Here is a 23602-nt window from a genome sequence, read left to right on the forward strand (position 1 = left end):
AGACGCGCTCAAAACGAACGCGTCTTAGTTTATTAAAAGCTTCTCTAGAAACTTACAGAATTTCCTGAGGAACGTAATCCATTTCCATGTCTTCGTTAAACTGCTCGGGCACATAGTTATCGGCTACAGTTACAGGAACAACAGTTTCTTTAAATCCTGGAGCTGTGATAAAGAGCTTTCCTGCTCCAGCTTCACCGCCTTCGATGGTTGCGCTCACTGTTCTGGCACCTTCAGGGATGATCACTTCTTGCATAATCACGCTGTCGGGCACATCTGTTGTCACATCAATCATCAAGCCGCGCTTGGGTGCATCGTGGTCGATTTGGAAAAGCAAAATCATTTTTTCACCTTGTGCCACTTCAACTTTCTTTTGGTTCACTTGAATGCTGGAAGGGTCAATTCTTAGCGAACCAATGTGCATATTTCCTGTTCCGGAAATCAGGCTAACAGGATATGACTGATTGGCTTCAAGTGAAGGTACGATAAACATTAATGAATTGGGTGAGGTAAAGAAAGTGTCTGCCTCAACACCATTAATCGCAATCTTGTCGAACTCGGTAAAACCACGCCCCACAATAGAAATACGAGCACCAACAGGAGCACGAGAGGTGTCCATGGTTATAACATAGCGGTTAATAAGCTGCATTTCATACAACTCACTCTTTAATTCCTTTGGCTTGGATTTGCTTCCGTAGAGCACGTCATAATTTATTAAATAGTAATATTTCGCTTCGTTTTGATCCTCCGGCATATCATACTCGTAAACATAAATATTACGAGAACCTGGTTTTAAACTCATCGGGTGCTCCTGGCCATCAATGACAATCCTGGATTCCACAGTCGGGCGTATAACATCCGCGTCAGGTATGTGCGTAGACATACTCATAGCATAAATCCCGGACGGATTTTGTGGTACTTGCTTTGGTGTAAGGTTGGAAACAGTTGTGCCACAACCTGCCAACAAACCCACTGTTGCAAAGAGGGGTAAATTAAGAAATGACTTCCTTTTCATGATTTTTAGCATAGTATTGTTATTAACATTTTTAAATGACAGCGCAAGATCAAGTATTACAAAAAACTACGCTGGGTGTCTACACCCATGTTCCTTTTTGTGCCTCAACCTGCGATTTTTGCGCCTTCTACCAAAAGCAGCCCAATCGCGAGGAAATTAAACGCTATCTGCAGGGCATTCAAACCGAGTCCGATCTTTTTCTCAAAAACATCCCCGTAGATACCATCTTCTGGGGTGGGGGAACACCCGGCCTCCTCATGCCGAAGGACTTAGATGCCCTCGGCCAATCCATACTTAAAAACATTACAAACCGCCCCACGGAATGGACCATTGAGATGGCTCCTTCCACTGTAAAACCTGAAAAGCTAAAGGTACTCAAGGACCTAGGGGTCACCCGCATCTCCATGGGCGTACAAAGTTTTAATGCAAAAACCCTCGAAGGCCTAGGCCGTTTGCATTCCCCTAAGCAAGTCTACAAGGCTTGGGACTACATACAAGAAGCAGGCTTCCAGAATACTAACCTGGACCTCATTTTCGCCATCCCTGGGCAAAGCATCACGGAATGGCTTACCGACCTAAACGAAGCCATACGACTTTCCCCAGCTCATATTTCCACCTACTGCCTGACATTTGAAGAGGATACCAAGCTCTACGTAAAGCTCTCCCAAGGTAAAATAAAGCGCGATATCGACCAAGAAGCCAACCTCTACGAACGTACCTGGGACGTTTTAGAAAACAACGGTTACCGCCAATACGAGATTTCAAATTTCGCCAAGCCAAGCCAAGAATGCCAACACAACGTCCACACCTGGCAAATGCACGAATGGATTGGCATAGGCCCCTCCGCCAGCTCTCAATATCACAATAAGCGTTTTACAAACCCGGCCTCAATAGAAGAGTGGCTAAAAGGCATCGAAACGGGTAACCAAGCCTACATAGACACCGAAACCCTCACCGAAAATACCCTTGCGCTAGACTCTCTGATCTTCGGCCTCCGCATGAATACCGGAGTAAACCTTCCCGTGCTTCAGCAACGTTTCCCTCATTTCAATTGGCAACAATTAGATCATATCATACAAACCCTCACCGAATCCGAGCATTGCAACCTTACTCAAGAGAGCATTCTAAAACTCACCTCCACCGGCCGCCTCATGGCCGATTCTATTGCCAAGTATTTGATGGAAGAAATTGAGTAAGTAGATTGTTTTTGTAAAAATATTTTAGACATATTTAGATCTGTAGTATCAATACCGTTAAGATTTTATTTTGAGAGTAAATATTGACACTTAATACCAAAAGTGTCATTATTCCACGAAATATATCTAAAACATGTATAATTCATTGAATATCAGAAATAGTAACGATCTTAGTAGTAACAGCCAATTGGTTACAGAAACCGTGAGGTGTCACAGCTACCCGCTCAAACTAAGGTTGTCTAAAAATTCTAAAATTAAAAATTACTCCAAAAAAGAGATAGAAAAATTTGAAAATAAAGGTCTGCTCAATCGAAACGTAAGCATAATCAAGGAGCAATCCATTTCCCAACAAGAGGTCACCAATCCACAATCTAAAACATACGAACTCCTCTTAGATTATATCATGGGAGACGCTGAAATAGCCAAGGAGGATATCGTTCGGGAGCTTATTAAGCACTTTGATAATATCGATCTTCTTAAATCAAAGGACTACCAAGGCCACAATCCGCTTCACTGGGCTGCCGAAATTAACTCAAGCAAAGCTTGGATCATTTTTCGTAATATCCTAGATCAAGCAAAATCTCCTGCTCCGCTCCGTGAACAAAACCATTTTGAGGAAACCCCTTGGGATATCGTCCTTCAATCCACCGACCTCGAGTTCTTGGGAGATGTCCTCTTGGATGAACTCGCTCGCAACCCAAACTCCGCTATCATCAATAACCTCATCAAGCAGGATGGTTGCGAGATTAAAGATTATAAAAATAACGTAGAGTTTGTCTTTAAATACATAGAGCATCGTGCCGTTTTAGACGGAAATATATCAGTTATTAAAGACTGCCGGGATGAAGCTTATCAGAATTGGAAATTGCTCAAGGAGAATAAGGAGGCCGGCTGTGATGCTTTTATAAATAGTGCTGAATATAGGTCTATCCTAAAAGGATTTTTTGAATCTGACGAAACCAACGTGTTAGCACAACACTCGACTATCTCGATAAAAGAGCATATCCAAAAAGCACTAAATAACCCCAATTATACCGTAGGAGATGAATCGCTATCGAACCTCATCAACCATTTCCGCGAAGAGTATTCTGATTGGAGAGCCTATAAGCTCAATGACACGAAGGATTCCTACCAAATTGAGTATTTCATGCGCACGCCGGAATACCTCTCTTTGTTAAATAAAGTCATTACAGGAGGAAATGTCCTTGCCTTGAATTGTCTGAATAAAACAAGCAATCGTTGTTCTATCAAAGAACTCCTGGAGGATAAGTACACTGATCAAGCTGGTGTTAAATCCTGCGAGCTGTCGCTGTTTAAGCAAACAGAGGTTTATCGTTGCTTTATTGACCTAGGGTATGGGCACAATGATATTCTCAAGTTGGCAGAAAAGCATGTATTCGACATAGCGAGATCGGGTGCTCTGACAAATGTAACTAATCTCTTCATTGAAAAATTTGGGTATAAATTTAAGCAAATTGAGACGTTTATTTCCGTAGTAGATAATGACGGGCTTACGCCATTATATGTCGCAGAGATGGCAGGACACTTAGCTACATTCATCACTGGTCTCAAGTTAGAGGTTGATCCAATATTTAAATTAATTTCCAAGAAGCTTTGGTCTGGCGGGACAATTTTACATAATGCGGCGAGAAATGGGCACTTGGGTTCGGTCATCATCAGTCTCAAAAAAGTGGGTTTTGAATTCAAGCAATTACATTCATTGCTTTCCCTATTGGAAATTATGGAAACCCCAATGCACCTCTTGGCTAAGAACGAGGAGGAGCTGAAAAAGTTTATTATTGAATGCAAAGAAGCAGACTTCTCGATTGAAGAAATGTTTGAATTGCTTTCCGTGAAGGATATGTTTGGCCAGACACCCTTCCATAATCAAGCAAACAATGGGGAATCAACCAATCAACTAGAAGAAGACCGTTTCTTAAAGCAGCAACTCGGTCTTTTGTTTTCCAACTTGGTATAATGTTTGAGAACCATTAGGTTCTCATCCAAAACTTCGGTACCTCAATCTCGTTTGGGATGCCTACTGTCCTAGGCACTTATACTTGTGTACTCAATTGAATCCACAAACTATACAATACACTATTACCTCTCAAACTTCTTAAACACCAGCGCTGCGTTATGGCCGCCGAAACCGAGGTTATCGGATATCGCCACCTTCACATCGCGTTTCACAGACTTGTTTGGCACGTAATTAAGATCGCACTCAGGATCAGGATTACTGTAATTGATGGTAGGGGGAACATCACCTGTCTGAATCGCCATTGCGCAAGCAGCAGCTTCAATACCACCAGCAGCACCTAACAAATGTCCTGTCATAGACTTTGTGGAGCTGATCAATATATCCCGGGCTTTCTCTTCACCGAATGTCTTCTTAATCGCAAGTGTCTCAAACTTGTCATTATAAGGAGTAGAAGTACCATGGGCGTTGATATAGTCAACATCCTTGGCATCGACATCTCCATGTTTCATCGCAAGTTGTAAACATTTAGCCAGTCCCTTTCCTTCAGGATCCGGGCTGGTAATATGATACGCGTCACAGGTTGCACCATATCCTACAAGCTCACAATAAATGTGGGCTCCACGGGCTTCTGCATGCTCCAAGGTTTCTAAAAGAAGAACACCGGCACCTTCACCCATTACAAAACCATCTCTTGTGGCATCAAACGGCCTGCTCGAAGTATCGGGATTGTCATTATAAGACGTACTCATCGCCTTCATCGCGCAAAAACCGGCAAATCCGAGTTGCGTAATAGCAGCTTCACTGCCACCGGCCAGCATCACATCAACATCCCCGCTGCGCAGAAACTTTAATGCCTCGCCAATAGCGTGTGTACCTCCAGCACAAGCACTGACAACCGAAAAATTCGGTCCTCTCGCACCCATCTCTATCGCAACCACACCAGATGCAATGTTTGCAATCAAACAAGGAATCATGAACGGGGATACCCGCCTGGGCCCACGTTCAAATAATGTCCTGGATTGCTTTTCAATCGTACCCAAGCCACCAATGCCAGAACTAACAAGAACCCCGAAACGCTCAGGATCAACACTGGTCTTGTCTAGTTTCCCATCAGTCATCGCAAGCTTTGCAGCCGCCACCGCAAAATGCGTATAGCGGTCATTGCGTTTGACCTCTTTGGGATCCATATATTGCGCTGGATCAAAATCGTTTACTTCGGATGCAACCCGGCATGGGTAATCTGACGCATCAAATTGCGTCACACTACCTATACCAGATTTTCCTTTTACTAAACTATCCCAGTAAGCATCAATACCTATTCCAATGGACGTTAGGACACCAATGCCAGTCACCACTATTCTTTGTTTTTCAGGCAACACAGGTCAAATTCTTATAAATTAATTAAGCTTTTGTAGATGCTTTTTCATTGATGTACGTAACAACGTCACCAACGGTCTGCAACTTCTCAGCGTCACTCTCAGGAATTTCGCCTTGAATTTCGTCTTTGAACTCTTCCTCAAAAGCCATAACGAGCTCTACTGTGTCTAAAGAATCCGCACCCAGGTCATCCAAAAAGGAAGCTGCAGGAACGACTTGTTCTTCATTCACATTGAGCTGATTCACAATGATTTCTTTTACTCTATCTTCTATGCTTTTATTTGACATAACCAATTTATTGTTTGATTAGAAATTTTTTTTCACTTAAATATCTACTACATATACATCCCGCCGTCAACCGAAAGAACTTGCCCTGTTATATAGCCCGCTTCCTCAGAGGCAAGAAACTTTGCAGACTCTGCAATGTCAGCCGCTGTACCCATTCGTTTAAGGGGGATAATCTTTTTCAATTCATCAGTGATTTTTTCACCTAGGACACTTGTCATGTCTGTTTGAATAAACCCTGGCGCAATCGCATTTACTGTTATCTGCCTTGCCGCTACTTCTCTAGCCAAGGATTTTGTAAAACCGAGCATCCCAGCTTTTGCCGCACAATAGTTCGCCTGCCCGGCATTGCCCATTAGCGCTACAACTGAGGATACATTCACGATACGTCCCCAACGCTTCTGCGTCATAGGGCGTAACAATGCTTTTGTCCAATAAAATACACTGTTTAAGTTTGTCTGTATGACCGCATCCCAATCTTCTTCAGACATACGAACTAACAAACCATCACGAGTAATGCCTGCGTTATTGACTAATATATCAATACACTCGTGCTCTTTTAAAATGTCCGCGCATGCGGCATTAACCGCTGCACTATTGCCTACGTCTACTTTTAGCGCAGCCGCTCGCCCGCCGGATTGCTTAATCTCTTCAGCAACCGCTTCACAGGTAGCAGATTGGCTCACGCAGATCACGTAAACGCCTGCTTTAGCCAATTTAAGCGCGATCTCTTTGCCGATCCCTCGGCCAGCTCCCGTTACTACTGCTTTTCTATCGATAAACGTTAAAGACATATTGAACCTTTTTATATTTTTATGAAAAAAACTCAACTATAAAGTTTAATAAACATCCTTTACGTAGCGTTTTTCCTTCTTCAACTCACGTATGTAGGCTTTTGCCTCATCTTCAGAGAGGTTTCCTTCACGTTCACAAATTTTATGCAATGCAGCATCTACATCCTTAGCCATGCGCTTTGCATCCCCGCAAACATAAAAATAGGCGCCTTTATTTAGCCATTGCCACAATTCCGGAGCACTTTCCAGCATGCGATCCTGTACATATATTTTATGAGCCTGATCCCGAGAAAAAGCCAAATCTAGCCGGTTTAACGTACCTTCTTCTAAGTATTTTCCCCAATCCGCACTATATAAATAGTCGTATTGAGAGGTTCTTTCGCCAAAGAATAGCCAATTGCGCCCGCTCGCTTTCTTATAGGAGCGTTCTTGCATAAACGCTCTAAAGGGCGCAATCCCTGTTCCTGGGCCGACCATAATCACGTCTACGCTGTCGTCTTCAGGGAGTCTAAAATGGTGCGATTTGGATAAAAATATCGGCAGGCTAGGGGAGTTTAATGCTTTCCTATCGGCCAAATAACATGTGGCGACGCCTTCACGATCTCTCTGGTTGGTCTTATAACGTAAAACGGCTACCGTCAAATGCACTTCATTCGGGTAACAATGGGGAGAGGAAGCGATCGAATACATACGGGGAACTAGCCGTCTCATATGATCCACAAGCTCTTGTGGCGTAACTTTTAGAGAGGGGTACTCCTCAAGGAGATCCACATACTCACGTTCTTCCAAGTAGGTTTTTAGCTGCTCTTTATTTTCTGGCAATAAGAGTTCTCTTATCTGTTCTCGTTCAATCAGGCTGCCTTCTTTTTCTTTCAAGAACTCCATAAACTTCCTCGTTGGCTGTGCCAAGGAGAGCTTGTCTAGAAGCGCTGTAAAAATATCTATAGGCTCATCCATTTTAGGGAGCATTACTGGCTCTTTACCTGTAAACCCAAGCGCATCTAAAATCTGCCGAACAATAACAGGGTCATTCTCGCAATAAATACCAATTGAATCACCCGCTTCATATTGCAAGCCGCTTCCTGAAAGATCTATAACGCAGTGTATCGTCTCTTTATCCCCACCGGGCGCATTTAATAAATAACGTTCCGTTATCTTCGCGAGAAACGGATTGTCCTTATCATAACCCTCAACACACTTCGAATCATCCACCATCACTTGCATAATTACCCCTTCAATTTTTTTTTCACAACAATATTAAATCGCATTCACAACAGAAAATGGCAGCGCGTCTATTGATTGCATGCGTTTCATAATCGTATTAAAAATGCTTGCTTCATCTAAGCCGTATTTTGTTCGCAGATCGCCCACGGAGGTCGCGTGCTCAATAAACTTATCCGGCCAACCGATACGTTCCACGGGCACTTGAATGTCTAGCTCTTGCAATGCTTCCATCACTGCTGATCCAAAACCTCCCATAACAACATGGTCTTCCATGGTAACAACAAGGGAGACATCTTGGGCTTTTTCTTTCAAAGTTTCTTTGTCCATCGGCTTCACAAAGCGCGCGTTTACAACACATACACTAATGCCGTATTCCTTATGCAATTTTTCTGCCATCCTTTGGGCAATGCTTACCATCGGGCCTAATGCCCATATCAAAACATGCTTTCCTTCTCGTACAACTTCTGCTTTACCTATTTTTAACACTTCTGGCTCTGCTTTCATGACTACACCTTCTCCTGCACCTCTAGGATAACGTATAAAGGCGGGTCCATTATGCTCAAGACCAGTTTTTACCATATCTTGTAGCTCATCTTCGTCTTTCGGTTGCATAACAACCGCATTGGGCACACAGCGTAAATAGCTTATGTCAAAAAGCCCATGGTGTGTGGGTCCGTCATTCGCGGAAAGCCCGGCACGGTCCATACAAAATAAAACGGGGAGGTTTTGTAAGCAAATATCGTGTATAATTGGGTCAAATGCGCGTTGCAGGAAAGTTGAATAAATCGCGCAAACGGGCTTCATTCCTTGGGTAGCCAGGCCTGCCGCAAATATTGCCGCATGCTCTTCGGCTATACCGACATCAAAAAATTGTTTCGGGCAGCTTTCTTTTAAAAGAGAGAGGCTGGTTCCCGTTGGCATAGCTGCGGTAATCCCAACAATTCTTTCGTTCTCTTTGGCATACCTTGTCAGCGTCCGTCCAAAAACTTCTTGATACGCTGGAGCTTGCTCGCCGGACGACTTCGTCTTCCCTGTCTCTCTATCAAAGGCGCCTGTGCCATGAAACTTCTCAGGGTTATTGATAGCGACATCGTACCCACGGCCCTTTTGTGTTAATACATGTAACACGATCGGCTCAGTGGACTCTTTGCAAAACTCCATATATTGGTGCAATAACTCTATATCATGACCGTCAATTGGCCCTATATAGCGTATGCCGTATTTTTCAAAGAGAGAGGAGGGTACAAAAAAGTCTTTCGTCTCTTTCTTGGCCTTGGAACCAAATTTAATAATCGACTCTCCCCCTGGAATCGTATGCAGGAAGGACTCTAAATCCTTATGCAAACGATTATAAACCGGATTTGTGATCAGTTCATTTAAATACTTCGCAATCGCCCCAACATTCTTTGCGATCGACCACTCATTATCATTTAAAACAATAACCAACCGTTGTGTGGATGTAGCCACATTATTCAAGGCCTCCATCGTTATCCCACAAGTCAACGCCGCATCGCCAATAACAGCAACAACATGCTCATCTGTACCTTTAAGATCACGCGCGCTAGCCATCCCCAAAGCAGCAGAAAGGCAAGTTCCCGCGTGCCCTGCTCCGAAACAATCATGCGGGCTCTCTTCACGGTTCGCAAAACCGGAAACACCTTTCGTCTTTCTTAAATTATCAAAATCAGCACCCTTTCTGCCGGTCAAGAGCTTATGAACATAGCATTGGTGCGATACATCAAATACAAATTTATCTACCGGGCTATTAAAAATACGATGTAATGCGATCGTCAACTCAACAACGCCCAAATTTGGCCCAATATGGCCACCATTCTGCGAGGTAGTCTGAATAATGCGTTCACGTATCTCCTCCGCCAATGTCTCCAATTGACCCATTTCCAGGCTTTTTAACGCTTCAACCGAATCTATTTTTTGCAACAAAGACATTACTTTTCTTCTTCCTTTTCAAAGGGTTCTAAAATGATACCTTGGCCACTTTCCGAAGCCTTTAAAATCTTCAACTCAGCGTCTTTTAGCTGTTCCTGGCAAGTCCCCAGCAGTTTTTTCCCTTTCTCATACTGGCTAACCAACTTCGCCAACGGCACATCTCCTTGCTCCATAGCTTCAATAAGCACCTCTAACTCCTCGAGTGCTTTCTCAAAACTCATCTCCGCCTTAGCTTTCTTTTCTGCCATAAACCTGCTCCTTAACGCACAAAATACTAAGCCATATTTCCCCAAAGGCCAAGAATATTTATAAAAACATATCACAGTAAGAAGATCCAATCGCTTTGTTTAACCTAGCGCCTCGACTACTCCACAATCTTACCATAATGCAACACCAGCTTCTTGTCGGTCATGGCTGCAAATCGTTGATTATGGGTGACTAATAAAAGACTTCTGTTGTCTTTTTTGCACAGGTCTAACAATATCTGCATGATCTCCTCACCGTGGCGTTCATCAATACTGCCGGTGGGTTCGTCTGCAATAATTATTCTGGGCTCGTTAATTAAGGCACGTGCAATCGCTACTCGTTGAGCTTCCCCCCCGGAAAGCTTACCGGTAGAATGGCGCAAACGATCTTTCAGGCCCACGCGTACTAATAGCTCTTCCGCGCGTTCTTTATCTTCCTTGCGTATCCTCCCTAAGATACGACGCGGCATCAGGACATTTCCAAGCACGTCTAACTCGGGTATTAAATAATATAGCTGGAAAACAAATCCTATAAACTCAGCTCGTCTTTTAGCAACTTCCCCACGCGAGCCATTGTTAACTTTTACTCCGTCCCAAAAAACACTTCCGGAGTCCGCCTCTTCTAGCATTGATAATATATACATCAATGTCGTCTTACCCGCGCCGGATTCCCCTGTAATGCTTACGCTCTGGCCACGTTTCACTTTTAGGTGCACGCCGCGTAACACTTCTATTTTTGCATGCGCTGCTGGAAAACTTCGTACAATATCGGTTGTTTCTATAACATTGATATCACTCATTACGTAAGGCCTCCGATGGTTTCATCCGCGCAGCTCTAAGCGCAGGGAGTAAGCCGGCTAACGTGGAAATGATTAATGTAGCTATAATAACTTTTACAAAATCGCCTGTCATATAAACCGCAGGAATATCCGAAAACTCATAATACATCTGAAATGCTGCCTCACTATGCGTGAGATGGGCAAACCACTGAACAATCGCGTTTCTGTAACTAACGGCCAATATCCCCAACCCGATTCCTAAAAATGTTCCTACAAAACCAATAAACAATCCTTGTAAACAAAAGCATGCCGCACATTGCCAGGGCTGACCTCCAATAGCGCCTAATAAACCGATCTCTCTTGTCTTCCTAACAACAGAGGCCATCAGGGTACTTGCGATTGAAAAGGATGCTACTAGTATTATAAACAAGATAATAAAGAACATCACCGTCTTCTCTAGGTTTAATATAAACAACAGGTCGCGGTCGCTTTCCGTCCAGGGGTAAGCATGTAAATTCTCGGGCAATTGAAAGTTAAGCTCCTGCACCGCGTCATTCAAGTCTTCACCGTTTTTAAGCATAACACTGATGCCATGGACAGAATCACCCATGCCGTACAGCTCTTGCATCAAGCGTAAAGAGGTAATCATCGAGTTCCCGTCCACTCGAGACCATCCTGTTTCAAAAATTCCGGCAACGGTTAACTCCCTTGGCAGGAGCACATCATTCTCCTTCATCCGGTACAGCATAAGGGGGGTGTATAAGTCAACGGTAGAGTCGATTGATGCGCCTAATGTATTGGCTAATCCAGAACTTAAAAATACGGACTCGTCATCCAAATTCGCCAAGGCTCCTTGAATCAAAAACTCATCTATCGCTAATACATCGCGTTCACGACTCAAGTCCATCCCGCGTACTTGGGGAAATGTGGGTATGTTACCGTGTTGTACCATCACCATGCCGTAGGCGTAGGGTGATGCCACTTTCACAAAACGCTGCCTTTCAATCAGGTCTAAAAGTAATGGATAATCCTGAATAAATGCTTCGCCTTCAATTCTTATATCCCCATTAAGGTCTTTCATCGCCTTGGTGATTTCGTGCGAAAAGCCGTTCATCACTGTTTGCACTATAATCAATACCATGACACCAAGCGTCACTCCCAAAACAGACACAATCGTAAAAAAGGGTACTCGTTTTCCGGTAGGGAAAAGTTGTTTTAATGCAAGGTAAGAATACCAATTCATGTCTTCAATTACGCAATCGGCTTAAGGGTAGGGAATAGTATAGTATCACGAATATTGCTAGCACCCGTCAACAATATTACTAATCGGTCAATTCCTATGCCCATACCGCCTGCAGGGGGCATGCCGTATTCCATTGCCTCGACAAATTCGTAATCCACTTTCTGTATCTCTTCTCCCGCTTGTGCTTCAAACATCTTTCGCTGTACAAACGGGTCATTCTGCTCCGAGTACGCCGGTGCAATCTCTTGCCCATTAATGCAAAGTTCAAACACGTCAATCACACTTGGGTCTTCTTGGTTGATTTTTGCCAATGGACATACTTCTTTTTCAACATGTGTCACAAAGGTCGGTTGTATCAACTTTGGTTCAATCACTTTTCCGAAAATGGTATTTGAAATCTCGTAATCTTCTAACTTCGGGTCAACGTAAACACCTAGCTGCTCACACACTTTTAGCTTCTCTGCTTTTGTGCGGCTAAACCAGTCCGGATCCTTGACTGTTTCAATAATAATGTCCTTATAACGCACTTCTCTCCATTTGCCGCCCAGCTCGATAACATCGCCATTAGGTTGGGTAATTGAGGTCGTTCCCAATACGTTTTTACAGAGGTGCTGTACAAGGTCATACACCAAAGTCATCATACCGCGGTAATCCGTATACGCTTGGTAGACCTCTAGCATCGTAAACTCCGGATTATGCTTTCTGGAAAGGCCTTCATTGCGGAAATTGCGTCCTATCTCAAACACGCGGTCAAAACCGCCTATCAAGACTCTTTTCAAATAAAGCTCAAGCGATATGCGTAAATAAAAATCGTGGCTAAGCGCATTCATGTGTGTCACAAAGGGTGTTGCCGCTGCCCCACCGGGTACGCTCTGCAAACAGGGTGTCTCGACTTCGACAAACTCTTTATTCCATAAAAACTTGCGTATTTCTTCAATAATACGGCTCCTGGTGATCATCCTCGCTCTTGAATCTTGATTAACAATCAAATCCAAATAACGGTGGCGGTAACACTGCTCACTATCGGTCAGACCATGCCACTTCTCAGGTAATGGTCTCAATCCTTTGGCCACTAATCGGTACTCCGTGGCGCGTATGGTGATCTCACCGGTCTTAGTCTTAAACAAAGGCCCTTTTGCTCCGATAATGTCCCCAATGTCCAGTTTCTTAAAGTCATTGTACGCTTCCTCGCCAATCTCATCGCGTTTTACGTAAAGTTGTATCTGCCCGTCTCTGTCTTGAATTTTTATAAACGAGGCTTTTCCCATCACACGAAATACCAATATCCGCCCAGCTACGGATACAATTGGGCTCTGCTCTTCATCTTCATTATATAAAGCGGTTGCTTGCTCGCTGGTATGCTCTTGATCCCAGTTAGCATAGAAGGGATCAATCCCTTTTGTTCGCATTTCCTCTAGCTTGGCTTTGCGAATGGCATAAAGTTCATTGGTCTCTGCCTCATGCGAGGCTCCGGATGTTGATTCAGCTTGTATATTATCGCTCATAATTTTCCTATATTCTTATAGCCCATTTGCGTACTCTCCCCAAGCAAATTCTTATAAAAAGTAATAACCGTTGAGCTACCAAAAAGCACTTATAACTGTATTCGAAAATCAATTACATCAAAGAGTCATAAGCAAAAAAATACTACTCAAATGATCACTAATTGATCTTTAATACTGCAAGAGGTATTCATAATGAACGTAAGTTCACTAAGAAGGCTGGTGTTTGTTCCAGGTGGAACAAACGGCCGTTTTTATGCATAACATTTAGCGAGATAAATATCAAAAAAGAAGGAAATTAAAAACTCGAAAAACCCTTCACGTAGAATAATTATACCCAGTTGACGTAAAAAGAGATCTTTACTAAGATGAAGTAAAACAACAAAAAGCGCGGCTTAACGAGACAAGCACCAGCTCTTCCAGTGCATAATTTATAACGAGTTAATCCAATTACTCCTGCTCTAGCAACGAAGTCAATTTCGCTTCCTGATCCGCCATTTGCAGCGCTAAGACTAAATCATCAATATTGCCTTCCAAAATGCTGGGCAAATCATGAGAAGAAAACCCTATGCGGTGGTCTGTCAATCGGCTTTGTGGGAAGTTATAGGTTCTAATGCGCTCAGAGCGGTCACCGGAGCCTACTTGGCTCTTGCGGTTCGCGGCATACTTAGCCCTTTCTTCTTCTTCTTTTTGCTTCAACAAGCGAGAGCGTAGCACTTTTAAGGCTTTAGCCCGGTTTTTTATCTGCGAGCGCTCATCAGCACAGAAGACCATTATACCGGTTGGTTTGTGTAACATCTGTACGGCTGAGTCCGTTGTATTAACGCCTTGCCCGCCGGGTCCACTGGCTCGGCATACGCTCACTTCAAGGTCTGAAGGGTCAATATGTATGTCTACTTCTTCAGCTTCAGGCAAAACTGCTACCGTAGCAGTCGAGGTGTGTATTCGTCCTCCTGATTCTGTTACAGGTATGCGTTGCACGCGGTGCACGCCACTTTCAAATTTTAGAGTCTTGTAAACTTCATCACCTTTTACCAAAAAGGAAACTTCTTTAAAACCACCGCATTCGGATGCACTCGAGCTCATCGGCTCTATTGTCCATCCTTTAATTTCAGCGAATCTCGTGTACATGCGGCATAGATCTCCAGCAAACAAGGAGGCTTCGTCCCCGCCAGCTCCGGCTCTTATCTCTATAATGGTATTTCTGGAATCGCTAGGGTCGGGGGGAATCATGGCGAGAAGCACATCTGTCTTCGCTTTTTCAATTCGCTCGGGTAGGGTAGCGATTTCCTCCTGTGCTAATTCTTTTAGCTCTGGGTCAGCGTTGGGGTCATTAATCAGCTCGTTGTTCTCGGCTTCTTCAGCGACTAGTTTTTCTAAATTATGATACAGCCCTATCAAATCCATTAGCTTTTGGTGCTCTCGGCTTACTTCGGCGGCTTTACGCTGGTCTGAATAAAAATCAGATGCTGTCATCAGGTCGTCTAGCTCTTTAAGACGCTTCTTAAATGGCCCTATGTCTGGTATGCCTTTCATGTGTAATGAGAAATTTTGTTGTTTAAATCTTAAAAGTTATCTTAAATATTATTATTAGCCGCTATACATAGCCTATGTCTGATCATATAACACACAGCCTTCATACTCAGAACATCGTTGCCTGCATTTGGGACTTTGATAAAACACTTATTCCCGGATACATGCAAGCGCCTTTGTTTAAGCATTATAACATTGATGTCAAGGCCTTCTGGAAGGAGGTGAATATGTTGCCCGAACTTTATGGAAAAAGGGGCTGCCATGTCTCTAAAGATACCGTCTACTTAAACCATATCCTGAGCTTTGTTCGCAATGGGCCCATGCGGGGGCTCAATAACCAGAAACTGTTTGAGCTGGGCTCAGAACTGGAATTCTACCCGGGCTTACCTACCTTTTTCCAGGATCTTCGTAGCGCTATCGAAGCTAAACCGGAATACGCTAAACATGATATCCGCCTGGAGCACTACATCATCAGTACCGGCCTGGCTCAAATGATCAAGGGGAGCAAAATCGCCCCTTATGTTGATGGTATCTTTGGTTGTGAGTTTATCGAGGATCCTTTTCCTCCTTACTTCTCCCGTCAAAAGGAGTTTGAGCTCGATCACTTTCCTAAGGAAATTTCGCAGATCGGTGTCATGGTAGACAATACCATAAAGACGCGTTTCGCTTTCGAGATCAACAAGGGTACTAACAAAAATCCGATTATCGATGTAAACGCAAAAATGCGCCACGAGGATCGCCGTATTCCCATTTATAACATGATTTATATTGCCGATGGCCCGAGCGATGTCCCTGTCTTCTCGGTCATAAAACATCAGGGAGGTAAGACATTTGCTGTCTACGACCCAGATAACGAGGAGGAATTCGCCCAAAATGACGAACTTCTCCAAACACAACGCATCCATGGCTACGGCCCCGCCGATTATCGCCCTAAAACTTCTACATCTCAGTGGATCACCCGTCACCTAAGTAAAATATGTGATCGCATCGTAAAGGAGCGCGAGGTGGCCCTCCAAAACAGGGTAAATGAGCCACCTAAACATATCCATAAAAAGGAGCTGCTGCCTGAGGAAACAGACTCTCCTCATTCTTCCCATCAGCAAAGTCTATTTTAATCAATTTATTCAGCGCGGCTTACTTCATTTTTCTTAACAGGAAAACGATCTATCGACACAAAGAAGTTGCCAAATTCCGTTTCATGAGCCAATATCACTCGAATGGCAAAAGGTATTTTATTTTCCGGACAAGGCGCACAACAAGTCGGCATGGGGCATGAGGTTTACGAAAAAAACCCTATCGCAAAAAAACTCTGGGATCAGGCAAATGACATCCTGGGTTTCGATCTCAAGCAAATCTGTTTCAACGGCCCAGAGGATCAACTCACCCAAACCAAAATTTGCCAACCAGCTCTCTACGTCCATGGCTATGCCCTCTACCAAGTTCTTAAATTGGAGGACGTTCGTGTTGCTTCAGGTCTCAGCTTGGGGGAACTCACCGCACATGCTGCTGCCGGTACCTACGATTTTGAAACAGGGCTTCGCATAGTAGCCGAGCGTGGTCGCTTAATGCAAGAGGCTTGCGAGGCTTCCAATGGTTCTATGGCCAGTGTTATCGGCGGCAAAATAGAGGATATCGAAATCCTCTGTGAGCGTAACGATGTTCAAATCGCTAACTTAAACAGCCCTGGCCAGGTCGTCATTTCGGGCGACAAACAAAAAATTGAAGCAGCCATTGCAGATGCCGCAAACTTTGAATTCAAACGTGTCATTCCTTTAAATGTTGCCGGTGCCTATCATAGCCGCCTTATGCTGCCAGCGTGCAAACCGTTTGAATCTTTCCTAGCAAATATCGAGTTTAAACAGCCTAGAATGCCCGTTTTTTCAAACACAACCGGTGCCGATATCTCAGAACCTGCCAAAATAAAGGAGGCTCTCGTAAAGCAAATCGTTTCTTCCGTTCGTTGGGAGGAATGTATGCTCAATGCCGCCAAACTTGGTGTAAGTGAATTTTATGAATGCGGACCGGGCAAGGTCCTCAAAGGGCTTGCCAAACGCATTGATCCGAATATATCGGTCCACTCCGTTAATAATTATGAGGACATTTCGTCCATATGCGCTCAAACCGTATAATATAAGTACATCTATTTTTTATGCAAGACACCGACTATATCAGGAATTTTTGCATCATCGCTCATATCGATCATGGCAAAACGACTTTGTCCGATTGCCTTTTGGAAACGACGCAAACGGTCGCCCAGCGCCAAATGAAAGAGCAATTGCTCGACTCTATGGATCTGGAACGAGAAAAGGGGATCACCATCAAGTGCCACCCTGTTTCCATGTACTACACGGCCAAAAATGGCAAAAAGTATTTGCTCAATTTGATAGACACTCCTGGGCACGTGGACTTCTCCTATGAGGTCTCCAGAAGCTTGACAGCTTGTGAGGGTGCCTTGTTGCTCGTTGATGCCGCACAGGGCATCGAAGCACAAACAATCGCAAATGCCCACCTGGCAATAGACCAAGGCTTGGATGTGGTTCCGGTCATTAATAAAATTGACCTCCCAAGCGCTCGCCCAGATGTTATTAAAAAGCAGCTCGAGGATATCTTAGCTATACCAGCAGATGATGCCATCTTGGCCAGCGCTAAAAGTCGCATCGGTATCGATGAAATCCTGGAAATGATCGTCCATAAATTTAAGAAGCCTCGCGGCCTGGACTATCCAGCCACCCGCGCCCTGATCTTCGATTCCAAATTTGATACCTACAAGGGTGTGATCTGTTACGTACGTGTCTTCTCCGGCACCCTCAAAGCAGGTGACGAAGTCCTCATGATGAGCCATAAGCTCAAAACAATCGTTAAAGAGGTCGGTACATTTGCCCCTCACATGCATAAAGAAGATGCGCTCACTCCAGGCATGGTAGGTTATGTTGTGACGAATTTAAGAGAAGTATCCGAGATTAAAACAGGGGATACTATTACCCTTACATCGAACCCTGCCAAGGAGATGTTACCCGGTTATAAAGAAGTGCGCCCCTTAGTATTTAGCGGAATATACCCCCTAGACACCTCTGAATATGTAAAACTTAAAGCGAGTTTAGAGCGACTTCAGCTAAATGACTCCTCTTTGGTCTTCCAGCCCGAAAGTTCTATAGCCCTTGGATTCGGCTTCAGATGCGGCTTCCTAGGCCTCCTGCACATGGAAATCGTTCAAGAACGTATCCGCAGAGAGTACGACATAGATATCATAAATACCTATCCCAGCGTAGTTTACAAAGTAACCACCACAGACGGCAGAACCCTAGAGGTAGACAACCCTGCCCACCTCCCGGAACCCACTCACATAGCGGAAATCCAGGAGCCCGTCATCCGCGCAAACATCCACACGCCCAATACATACATCGGGGACATCCTAGCCCTGATCAGTGAAAAGCGCGGCGTCTGCGACCACACCGAAACCATCGATGACACCCGTATTTTACTGGTCTGCAACCTCCCTCTCAACGAAATCCTAGTCGATTTCAACGACCGACTAAAGAGCATCACTCGAGGCTACGGCTCTATGGACTACGACATGAGCGGGTACCAAACCGCCAACCTAGTTAAAATGGAGATCATGGTCCATGGTGAGCCTGTAGATGCCTTTTCATCTATCGTAGACCGAGACAAAGCAGAGTCCAGGGGTAGAGCTATCTGCGAGCGTCTCAAAGAGCTTCTTCCACGCCAAATGTTCCAAATCCCAATCCAAGCGGTTGTAGGAAGCAAAGTGCTTGCAAGGGAGACACTAAGCGCTGTGCGTAAGGATGTGACCGCCAAATGCTATGGTGGAGACATTACGCGGAAGAAGAAGCTTCTAGAGAAGCAGAAGCGCGGGAAAGAGCGTATGAAGCAGATTGGCAAAGTTTCTATTCCGCAAGATGCGTTTATTAAAATTCTGAAATCTAATACCTAAAATGTTTTTTAAAAGTTCCCCGCGTAAAAAGTTGATTAAGCAGGCAGAGACCACTGTTCACCTGGCCAAGAAGGTTTTGGCTTATAGAAAGGATGTACTCGATCCGGCTGATGTTGAGTCTATCACTCGCCTGAGGGGGGAGTTGTTGAGACTTAAAAAGGATAAGGGGAGTACGGGAAAAGCGCTAGAGCAGGCCAATAGAGAGCTGGATAAGGTTTTAAAAAAATGTGGCGGCACAATCTATCCTGTAACGTTCTGGAGCGAGAATGTGGAAATGATATTGGTCGCCGCGATACTGGCAATCGGGATTAGAGCGTTTTTCTTTCAGCCGTTTGAGATCCCAACGAACTCAATGTACCCCACTTATAATGGCATGACATCCCAGGTATACACCGCTTCTGATGAGGAACCTGGATTAGCAAAGAGATTTATTCGAGCAATTACGCTTGGTTCAAGCCACTATAATGTTACAGCGCAGACTGCAGGCCAAGTTAGCATCCCTATCTTTGATAGAAGTGATGCTCTTAATATTGTGCGTTATGAGAAGGTAGGAGGGCGTAAGTGGTTTGGGCTGTTGCCTGCTGCTATGCGGGAGTATACGCTTTATGTAAACGGCCAGCCGCTAGCTATTAAAGTACCTCTGGAGTTTTCATTGGATGAAACCATCCGCAAGACGTTTTTCCCAAAGGATTTGACGTTATCAAAAGCCATTACAAGAGCAGCAGAAAGAGGTGAAATCGCTTACTCTCCCCAAGGGCTGATGATTAATACGAATCAGGCAGTTGAGGAAGGGAAGACCGTCCTTGCCTTTGATCTCCTCGCAGGAGACAAGCTCTTTGTAGACCGTATTACATATCACTTCAAGCGACCTAAGATCGGGGATCCCTTTGTTTTTCGAACCATAAATGTTCCAGGACTACGAGGAGAGGACAAATACTACATCAAGCGCCTCGTAGGGCTTCCAGGCGACATTCTAGAAGTGAAAGAGCCTGTATTATACCGCAACAGCAGTCCCATAGAGGGCGCTGCAGCCTTCAACTACAACGCCAATCTGGAAGGCGAATACAGGGGCTACGGAGCCGATAGACGCTTAGCTAGTGGACTACAAGAGATCGTGCCAGCGAATAGCTTTTATGCAATGGGCGATAACTCGCACTTCAGCGCAGATAGCCGCTACTGGGGGTTTGTACCCGAACGGGAAGTTGTAGGCAAGGCTGGATTTGTCTTCTACCCGTTCTCGAAACGCTGGGGATTGGCAAAATAGCGTAGGACCCCATTAATGCTTAATTGTAGCTTATATATTTTTTAGGCATATTCATGGACCAATTACCGATGAAATGGCTACAAAATAGGATTTTACACGCTGTTATCACGCCATTTGTTAGGCATTAAAAGGGGTGTTTGTTTCACCTGAAACAAACGTTGGCCGACCAACTGAACATATGAGCACTTAAAAGTCGCCTATAGAGTTGGTTTGATAGTAGCAGAAGGCAATTAATGTTTAACTTCGAGTTATCTATTTTTTGAAAATATCTATAGATAATCGATTCATTAAACAGATAAGAAAACAGCATTTAACACGCCATTTTTTAGCATTAAAAAGGAGGGTTTGTTCCACCTGAAACAAAGAATGGCCGACCAGCTGAACGTAAGATCACTAGATCGCGGACTGAGAAATTATTTTGCTAAATAAAAGGAAACTATTTTTTGCTCGAGCTGCGTAAAAAATAATCTTTTTGTGAGGCCTTGTGTGTGATAATGTAGTTGCTTTGTTTATCTATGTTTGGCAATTTAACAGTTGTGTGGAAGTTATGAGCGGAGAAAGTGACTCTAGCCTTACGAGTGAGCGTGAGGAAAAAAAACCTGTTCAGGACTTAGAAATTAAGGACGCGAGCCTTATTTTTAACTCAATTTGGCAAGAGCTTGCCATGGAAGCAGGCGGGGAGCAGCACCTAAAATTCTCTAAGGAGATATTTTGGCTCAACGGCGCTCCAGGCGCGGGGAAGGGCACCCATACCAAGTTTATCATGAAGTACAAGGAATTGTACGAAGCGCCGATAGTTGTGAGCGAGCTGTTAAAAAGCGAAGAGGCACGCAAGCGTATGGATGCCGGTATTTTGGCGGGGGACAAGGAAGTGATTAATCTTGTGCTGCGTAAACTATTGGATCCGATTTATGAAGATGGTGCGATTGTGGACGGGTATCCAAGGACGATGGTTCAAGTGGAGTGTTTGAAACTGTTTCATAATAAATTAAGCGCTATAAGAGCGCAGAAGTTGGCTAAATCCGGACAGACGGAGATCAAGATGCCACATTTTCATATTGTTGTTTTATTTATTGATGAAGATGAGAGTGTGAAGCGGCAATTGCACCGTGGCCAGCTAGCCAAGGAGCATAACGATAAAGTAAAAAGCTCCGGGATGGGTGAATTGATCAGTGTGCGCAACACAGACATGGATGCCACAGCGGCTAGAAATCGCTACCGGACGTTTAAAGAAGTTACGTACGATTCCCTAAAATCGCTTCAAAAAGTATTTCACTACCACTATATCAACGCGCACGGTTCTATTAAAGAAATTCAAGATAGGATTATTGAAGAGTTGCAATACCAAAGCTCCTTAGAGCTTGCCCAAAAAACGTTTGACAGCCTAACCGTTATTCCCATTGCTACGGATATTGTGAGACACGCGCGCCAACAGTTGGTAAAGCGACTGGACGACTATCAAGCAAACCACAAAGAGTTGTTTGATAAAGTGATTTCTTACATAAAAATGAAGTTTATGCCGATTATCAAACGGCATGCTATTTCTGGGTTCGCGTCCGTGAATACAGAAGATACCTTGTTTGACGAATCGATTGCGTTGGCGATGTTGATTGATATTTTCTCTGAGCGCGGGTACCATGTTTCGGTCGATGTGAGACGCGAAGAAGTACCAACGAATGTGGATCTCAAGACAGGTAAGATCACCTGCACACTAAAAAAGGTATATCGTGTGAATGTAAAATTTGGCGGATCCGTTATTCGTAGAGGCCGGTAAGGTAGTAGAGAAAGCAGATTAAGCTTTTGCCGATATTTTTAGCTTCTCAGATGAAAAAGAATGCTTCATGATACTAATCATGACAGCGATAGTAGAGATTTTTGCCCGTGAGATTTTGGATTCAAGAGGAATGCCCACTGTTGAGGCAGAAGTGCTGTTGGACAATGGGATGTCTGGGAGAGCCTCTGTGCCCTCCGGGGCGAGTACGGGGGAACATGAAGCGCTTGAGTTACGCGATGATGCGTTTTCTATAGATCAATTTTCAGGTGGTTTTGACCCTCAGAAGCGTTATTACGGGAAAGGGGTGACTAAAGCGGTTGAGAATGTAAACGGTATTATAGCGCCCCATTTGATTGGGTTTGATGCGTTGAACCAGGTTTTATTGGATAGAACGATGGTCGAACTTGACGGAACAGCGAATAAAGCTGAGCTAGGGGCAAACGCAATTTTGGCCGTCTCCCTGGCAAACGCGAGGGCCGCTGCTCTATCTTTGGGTCTTCCGTTATACAGTTATTTGGGTGGTCCTAACGCTAAGGTGATACCGGTGCCGATGATGAATATTTTAAACGGGGGAGCGCATTCGGATGCTCCCATTGATATTCAGGAGTTCATGATCATGCCTGTTGGCGCTAACTCTATTAAAGAAGCGCTTTGTATGGGGTCTGAGATTTTTTACGCGCTGAAGCATGTTTTAAAATCAAAACATTTAACCACTTCCGTAGGGGATGAAGGCGGGTTTGCGCCGTATCTGGAATCTAATGAGCATGCGCTTGAAGTGATCGCTGATGCGATAGGCAAGGCGGGGTATATGCTCGGAGGTGATGTATTTATCGCCCTAGATGTGGCCTCTTCTGAATTTTTTGATGAAAAGAAACAGCGTTATGTTTTTTCGAAATCAACCCAAGTAGAATATAGTGCGGCGGAGTTAATTGATTATTACAAAGGATTGATTTCAAAGTACTCGATTATATCCATTGAAGACGGTTGCGCGGAGAGTGACTGGGACGGCTGGAAGTTAATGACGGAAGCGCTGGATACGGAAATACAGCTTGTCGGAGATGATTTATTTGTGACGAATTGCAAGTTTTTGGAACGCGGAATAAATGAAGCTGTCGCTAATTCCATTCTCATTAAGTTAAACCAAATAGGCACGTTAACGGAGACGTTAGACACGATTGGGATGGCTAAGGAGGCTGGTTATACAACGATTATATCCCATCGTTCCGGTGAAACGGAAGATACGACGATTGCGGATTTAGCGGTTGCTGTTAATTCAGGACAAATTAAGACGGGCTCGCTTTGCCGATCTGATAGAATTTGCAAGTACAACCAGTTGATTCGTATAGAAGAGCAACTGGGGTCATCCGCTGTCTATGGTGGAAAACTCCAACACGTGCCAAAGGGTGCTGCTTCTTGTGCAAACAAAGGTTTAGTGAGCCGGTAGGCTATTGCGGGCAAGGTAAAATAATTCTGCCTTGGAATTTATAAGCGGAAGGT

General features: G+C 44.2%; 19 protein-coding genes. 8 read left to right on the forward strand and 11 right to left on the reverse strand.

Translation table 11 applies throughout. The features are described from left to right. Nucleotides 1-52 precede the first annotated feature (52 nt). A complete protein-coding gene (locus AUJ82_06940; GenBank protein ID OIO58998.1) occupies nucleotides 53-1024 on the reverse strand; it encodes a hypothetical protein in 972 nt (323 codons plus the stop codon). 23 nt (nucleotides 1025-1047) lie between these two features. On the opposite strand from AUJ82_06940, the gene AUJ82_06945 reads away from it, so the two are divergent. Together AUJ82_06945 and AUJ82_06950 are read left to right on the forward strand one after the other, a co-directional pair. Beyond that, on the forward strand, nucleotides 1048-2208 hold the full coding sequence (locus tag AUJ82_06945; protein OIO58999.1) for a coproporphyrinogen III oxidase: 1161 nt from the start codon (nucleotides 1048-1050) through the stop codon (nucleotides 2206-2208). Between the two features lie 235 nt (nucleotides 2209-2443). Beyond that, nucleotides 2444-4186, forward strand: coding sequence for a hypothetical protein (locus tag AUJ82_06950; protein ID OIO59000.1), 1743 nt, complete (start codon nucleotides 2444-2446; stop codon nucleotides 4184-4186). 122 nt (nucleotides 4187-4308) lie between these two features. Here AUJ82_06950 and AUJ82_06955 read toward each other — a convergent pair whose 3' ends face one another. From AUJ82_06955 to AUJ82_07000, 10 genes are all read right to left on the reverse strand, one after another. Further along, complete coding sequence (locus tag AUJ82_06955) at nucleotides 4309-5562, reverse strand: beta-ketoacyl-[acyl-carrier-protein] synthase II (protein OIO59060.1); 1254 nt, start codon at nucleotides 5560-5562, stop codon at nucleotides 4309-4311. Nucleotides 5563-5587: 25 nt separating this feature from the next. Next, nucleotides 5588-5851 carry an acyl carrier protein gene (locus AUJ82_06960; protein OIO59001.1) on the reverse strand — a complete coding sequence of 88 codons (264 nt, stop codon included), beginning with the start codon at nucleotides 5849-5851 and terminating at the stop codon, nucleotides 5588-5590. Between the two features lie 47 nt (nucleotides 5852-5898). Next, entirely contained in the window at nucleotides 5899-6642 is a 744-nt protein-coding gene (locus AUJ82_06965) for a 3-oxoacyl-[acyl-carrier-protein] reductase (protein OIO59002.1), read from the reverse strand. 45 nt (nucleotides 6643-6687) lie between these two features. Beyond that, nucleotides 6688-7866, reverse strand: coding sequence for an FAD-binding protein (locus AUJ82_06970; GenBank protein ID OIO59003.1), 1179 nt, complete (start codon nucleotides 7864-7866; stop codon nucleotides 6688-6690). A 33-nt stretch (nucleotides 7867-7899) separates the two neighbouring features. Next, entirely contained in the window at nucleotides 7900-9813 is a 1914-nt protein-coding gene (locus AUJ82_06975; protein ID OIO59004.1) for a 1-deoxy-D-xylulose-5-phosphate synthase, read from the reverse strand. After that, nucleotides 9813-10061, reverse strand: a complete 249-nt coding sequence (locus AUJ82_06980; protein OIO59005.1) for an exodeoxyribonuclease VII small subunit — start codon at nucleotides 10059-10061, stop codon at nucleotides 9813-9815. Before AUJ82_06980 ends, AUJ82_06975 begins: the two co-directional genes overlap by 1 nt. A 116-nt stretch (nucleotides 10062-10177) precedes the next feature. Beyond that, on the reverse strand, nucleotides 10178-10858 hold the full coding sequence (locus AUJ82_06985) for an ABC transporter (GenBank protein OIO59006.1): 681 nt from the start codon (nucleotides 10856-10858) through the stop codon (nucleotides 10178-10180). Beyond that, nucleotides 10851-12080: a hypothetical protein gene (locus AUJ82_06990; protein ID OIO59007.1), complete on the reverse strand. Its 1230-nt coding sequence runs from the start codon at nucleotides 12078-12080 to the stop codon at nucleotides 10851-10853. The genes AUJ82_06985 and AUJ82_06990 overlap by 8 nt, the downstream gene beginning before the upstream one ends. Before the next feature lie 8 nt (nucleotides 12081-12088). After that, the gene (locus AUJ82_06995; protein OIO59008.1) at nucleotides 12089-13585 is read right to left on the reverse strand and encodes a lysine--tRNA ligase; all 1497 of its coding nucleotides are present in this window, start codon (nucleotides 13583-13585) and stop codon (nucleotides 12089-12091) included. A gap of 447 nt (nucleotides 13586-14032) precedes the next feature. Next, entirely contained in the window at nucleotides 14033-15118 is a 1086-nt protein-coding gene (locus tag AUJ82_07000) for a peptide chain release factor 1 (protein ID OIO59009.1), read from the reverse strand. 74 nt (nucleotides 15119-15192) lie between these two features. Here AUJ82_07000 and AUJ82_07005 point away from each other — a divergent pair, with 74 nt between their 5' ends. From AUJ82_07005 to AUJ82_07030, 6 genes are all read left to right on the forward strand, one after another. After that, a complete protein-coding gene (locus AUJ82_07005) occupies nucleotides 15193-16230 on the forward strand; it encodes a hypothetical protein (GenBank protein OIO59010.1) in 1038 nt (345 codons plus the stop codon). Nucleotides 16231-16332: 102 nt separating this feature from the next. Further along, a complete protein-coding gene (locus AUJ82_07010; GenBank protein OIO59011.1) occupies nucleotides 16333-17244 on the forward strand; it encodes a [acyl-carrier-protein] S-malonyltransferase in 912 nt (303 codons plus the stop codon). A gap of 20 nt (nucleotides 17245-17264) precedes the next feature. Further along, nucleotides 17265-19067 (forward strand): elongation factor 4, encoded by a 1803-nt coding sequence (locus tag AUJ82_07015; protein ID OIO59012.1) that lies wholly within the window; start codon nucleotides 17265-17267, stop codon nucleotides 19065-19067. A 1-nt stretch (nucleotide 19068) separates the two neighbouring features. Continuing rightward, nucleotides 19069-20331: a signal peptidase I gene (locus AUJ82_07020; GenBank protein ID OIO59013.1), complete on the forward strand. Its 1263-nt coding sequence runs from the start codon at nucleotides 19069-19071 to the stop codon at nucleotides 20329-20331. Nucleotides 20332-20878: 547 nt separating this feature from the next. Further along, nucleotides 20879-22105, forward strand: coding sequence for an adenylate kinase (locus tag AUJ82_07025; GenBank protein OIO59014.1), 1227 nt, complete (start codon nucleotides 20879-20881; stop codon nucleotides 22103-22105). Nucleotides 22106-22184: 79 nt separating this feature from the next. Beyond that, nucleotides 22185-23549 (forward strand): phosphopyruvate hydratase, encoded by a 1365-nt coding sequence (locus AUJ82_07030; GenBank protein ID OIO59061.1) that lies wholly within the window; start codon nucleotides 22185-22187, stop codon nucleotides 23547-23549. The last annotated feature ends 53 nt before the right edge of the window (nucleotides 23550-23602 follow it).

It is taken from the genome of Verrucomicrobia bacterium CG1_02_43_26 (assembly GCA_001872735.1).
GTDB lineage: Bacteria > Verrucomicrobiota > Verrucomicrobiia > Opitutales > CG1-02-43-26 > CG1-02-43-26.

Excerpts from the sequence above, each read along its gene's own strand:
- AUJ82_07015 (OIO59012.1), top strand. The coding sequence starts at position 17,265 with ATGCAAGACACCGACTATATCAGGAATTTTTGCATCATCGCTCATATC.
- AUJ82_06965 (OIO59002.1), bottom strand. The coding sequence starts at position 6,642 with ATGTCTTTAACGTTTATCGATAGAAAAGCAGTAGTAACGGGAGCTGGC.
- AUJ82_06980 (OIO59005.1), bottom strand. The coding sequence starts at position 10,061 with ATGGCAGAAAAGAAAGCTAAGGCGGAGATGAGTTTTGAGAAAGCACTC.
- AUJ82_07030 (OIO59061.1), top strand. The coding sequence starts at position 22,185 with ATGACAGCGATAGTAGAGATTTTTGCCCGTGAGATTTTGGATTCAAGA.
- AUJ82_07005 (OIO59010.1), top strand. The coding sequence starts at position 15,193 with ATGTCTGATCATATAACACACAGCCTTCATACTCAGAACATCGTTGCC.
- AUJ82_07020 (OIO59013.1), top strand. The coding sequence starts at position 19,069 with ATGTTTTTTAAAAGTTCCCCGCGTAAAAAGTTGATTAAGCAGGCAGAG.
- AUJ82_07010 (OIO59011.1), top strand. The coding sequence starts at position 16,333 with ATGGCAAAAGGTATTTTATTTTCCGGACAAGGCGCACAACAAGTCGGC.
- AUJ82_06985 (OIO59006.1), bottom strand. The coding sequence starts at position 10,858 with ATGAGTGATATCAATGTTATAGAAACAACCGATATTGTACGAAGTTTT.
- AUJ82_06960 (OIO59001.1), bottom strand. The coding sequence starts at position 5,851 with ATGTCAAATAAAAGCATAGAAGATAGAGTAAAAGAAATCATTGTGAAT.
- AUJ82_06940 (OIO58998.1), bottom strand. The coding sequence starts at position 1,024 with ATGCTAAAAATCATGAAAAGGAAGTCATTTCTTAATTTACCCCTCTTT.
- AUJ82_06945 (OIO58999.1), top strand. The coding sequence starts at position 1,048 with ATGACAGCGCAAGATCAAGTATTACAAAAAACTACGCTGGGTGTCTAC.
- AUJ82_06990 (OIO59007.1), bottom strand. The coding sequence starts at position 12,080 with ATGAATTGGTATTCTTACCTTGCATTAAAACAACTTTTCCCTACCGGA.
- AUJ82_06975 (OIO59004.1), bottom strand. The coding sequence starts at position 9,813 with ATGTCTTTGTTGCAAAAAATAGATTCGGTTGAAGCGTTAAAAAGCCTG.
- AUJ82_06970 (OIO59003.1), bottom strand. The coding sequence starts at position 7,866 with ATGCAAGTGATGGTGGATGATTCGAAGTGTGTTGAGGGTTATGATAAG.
- AUJ82_07000 (OIO59009.1), bottom strand. The coding sequence starts at position 15,118 with ATGAAAGGCATACCAGACATAGGGCCATTTAAGAAGCGTCTTAAAGAG.
- AUJ82_07025 (OIO59014.1), top strand. The coding sequence starts at position 20,879 with ATGAGCGGAGAAAGTGACTCTAGCCTTACGAGTGAGCGTGAGGAAAAA.
- AUJ82_06995 (OIO59008.1), bottom strand. The coding sequence starts at position 13,585 with ATGAGCGATAATATACAAGCTGAATCAACATCCGGAGCCTCGCATGAG.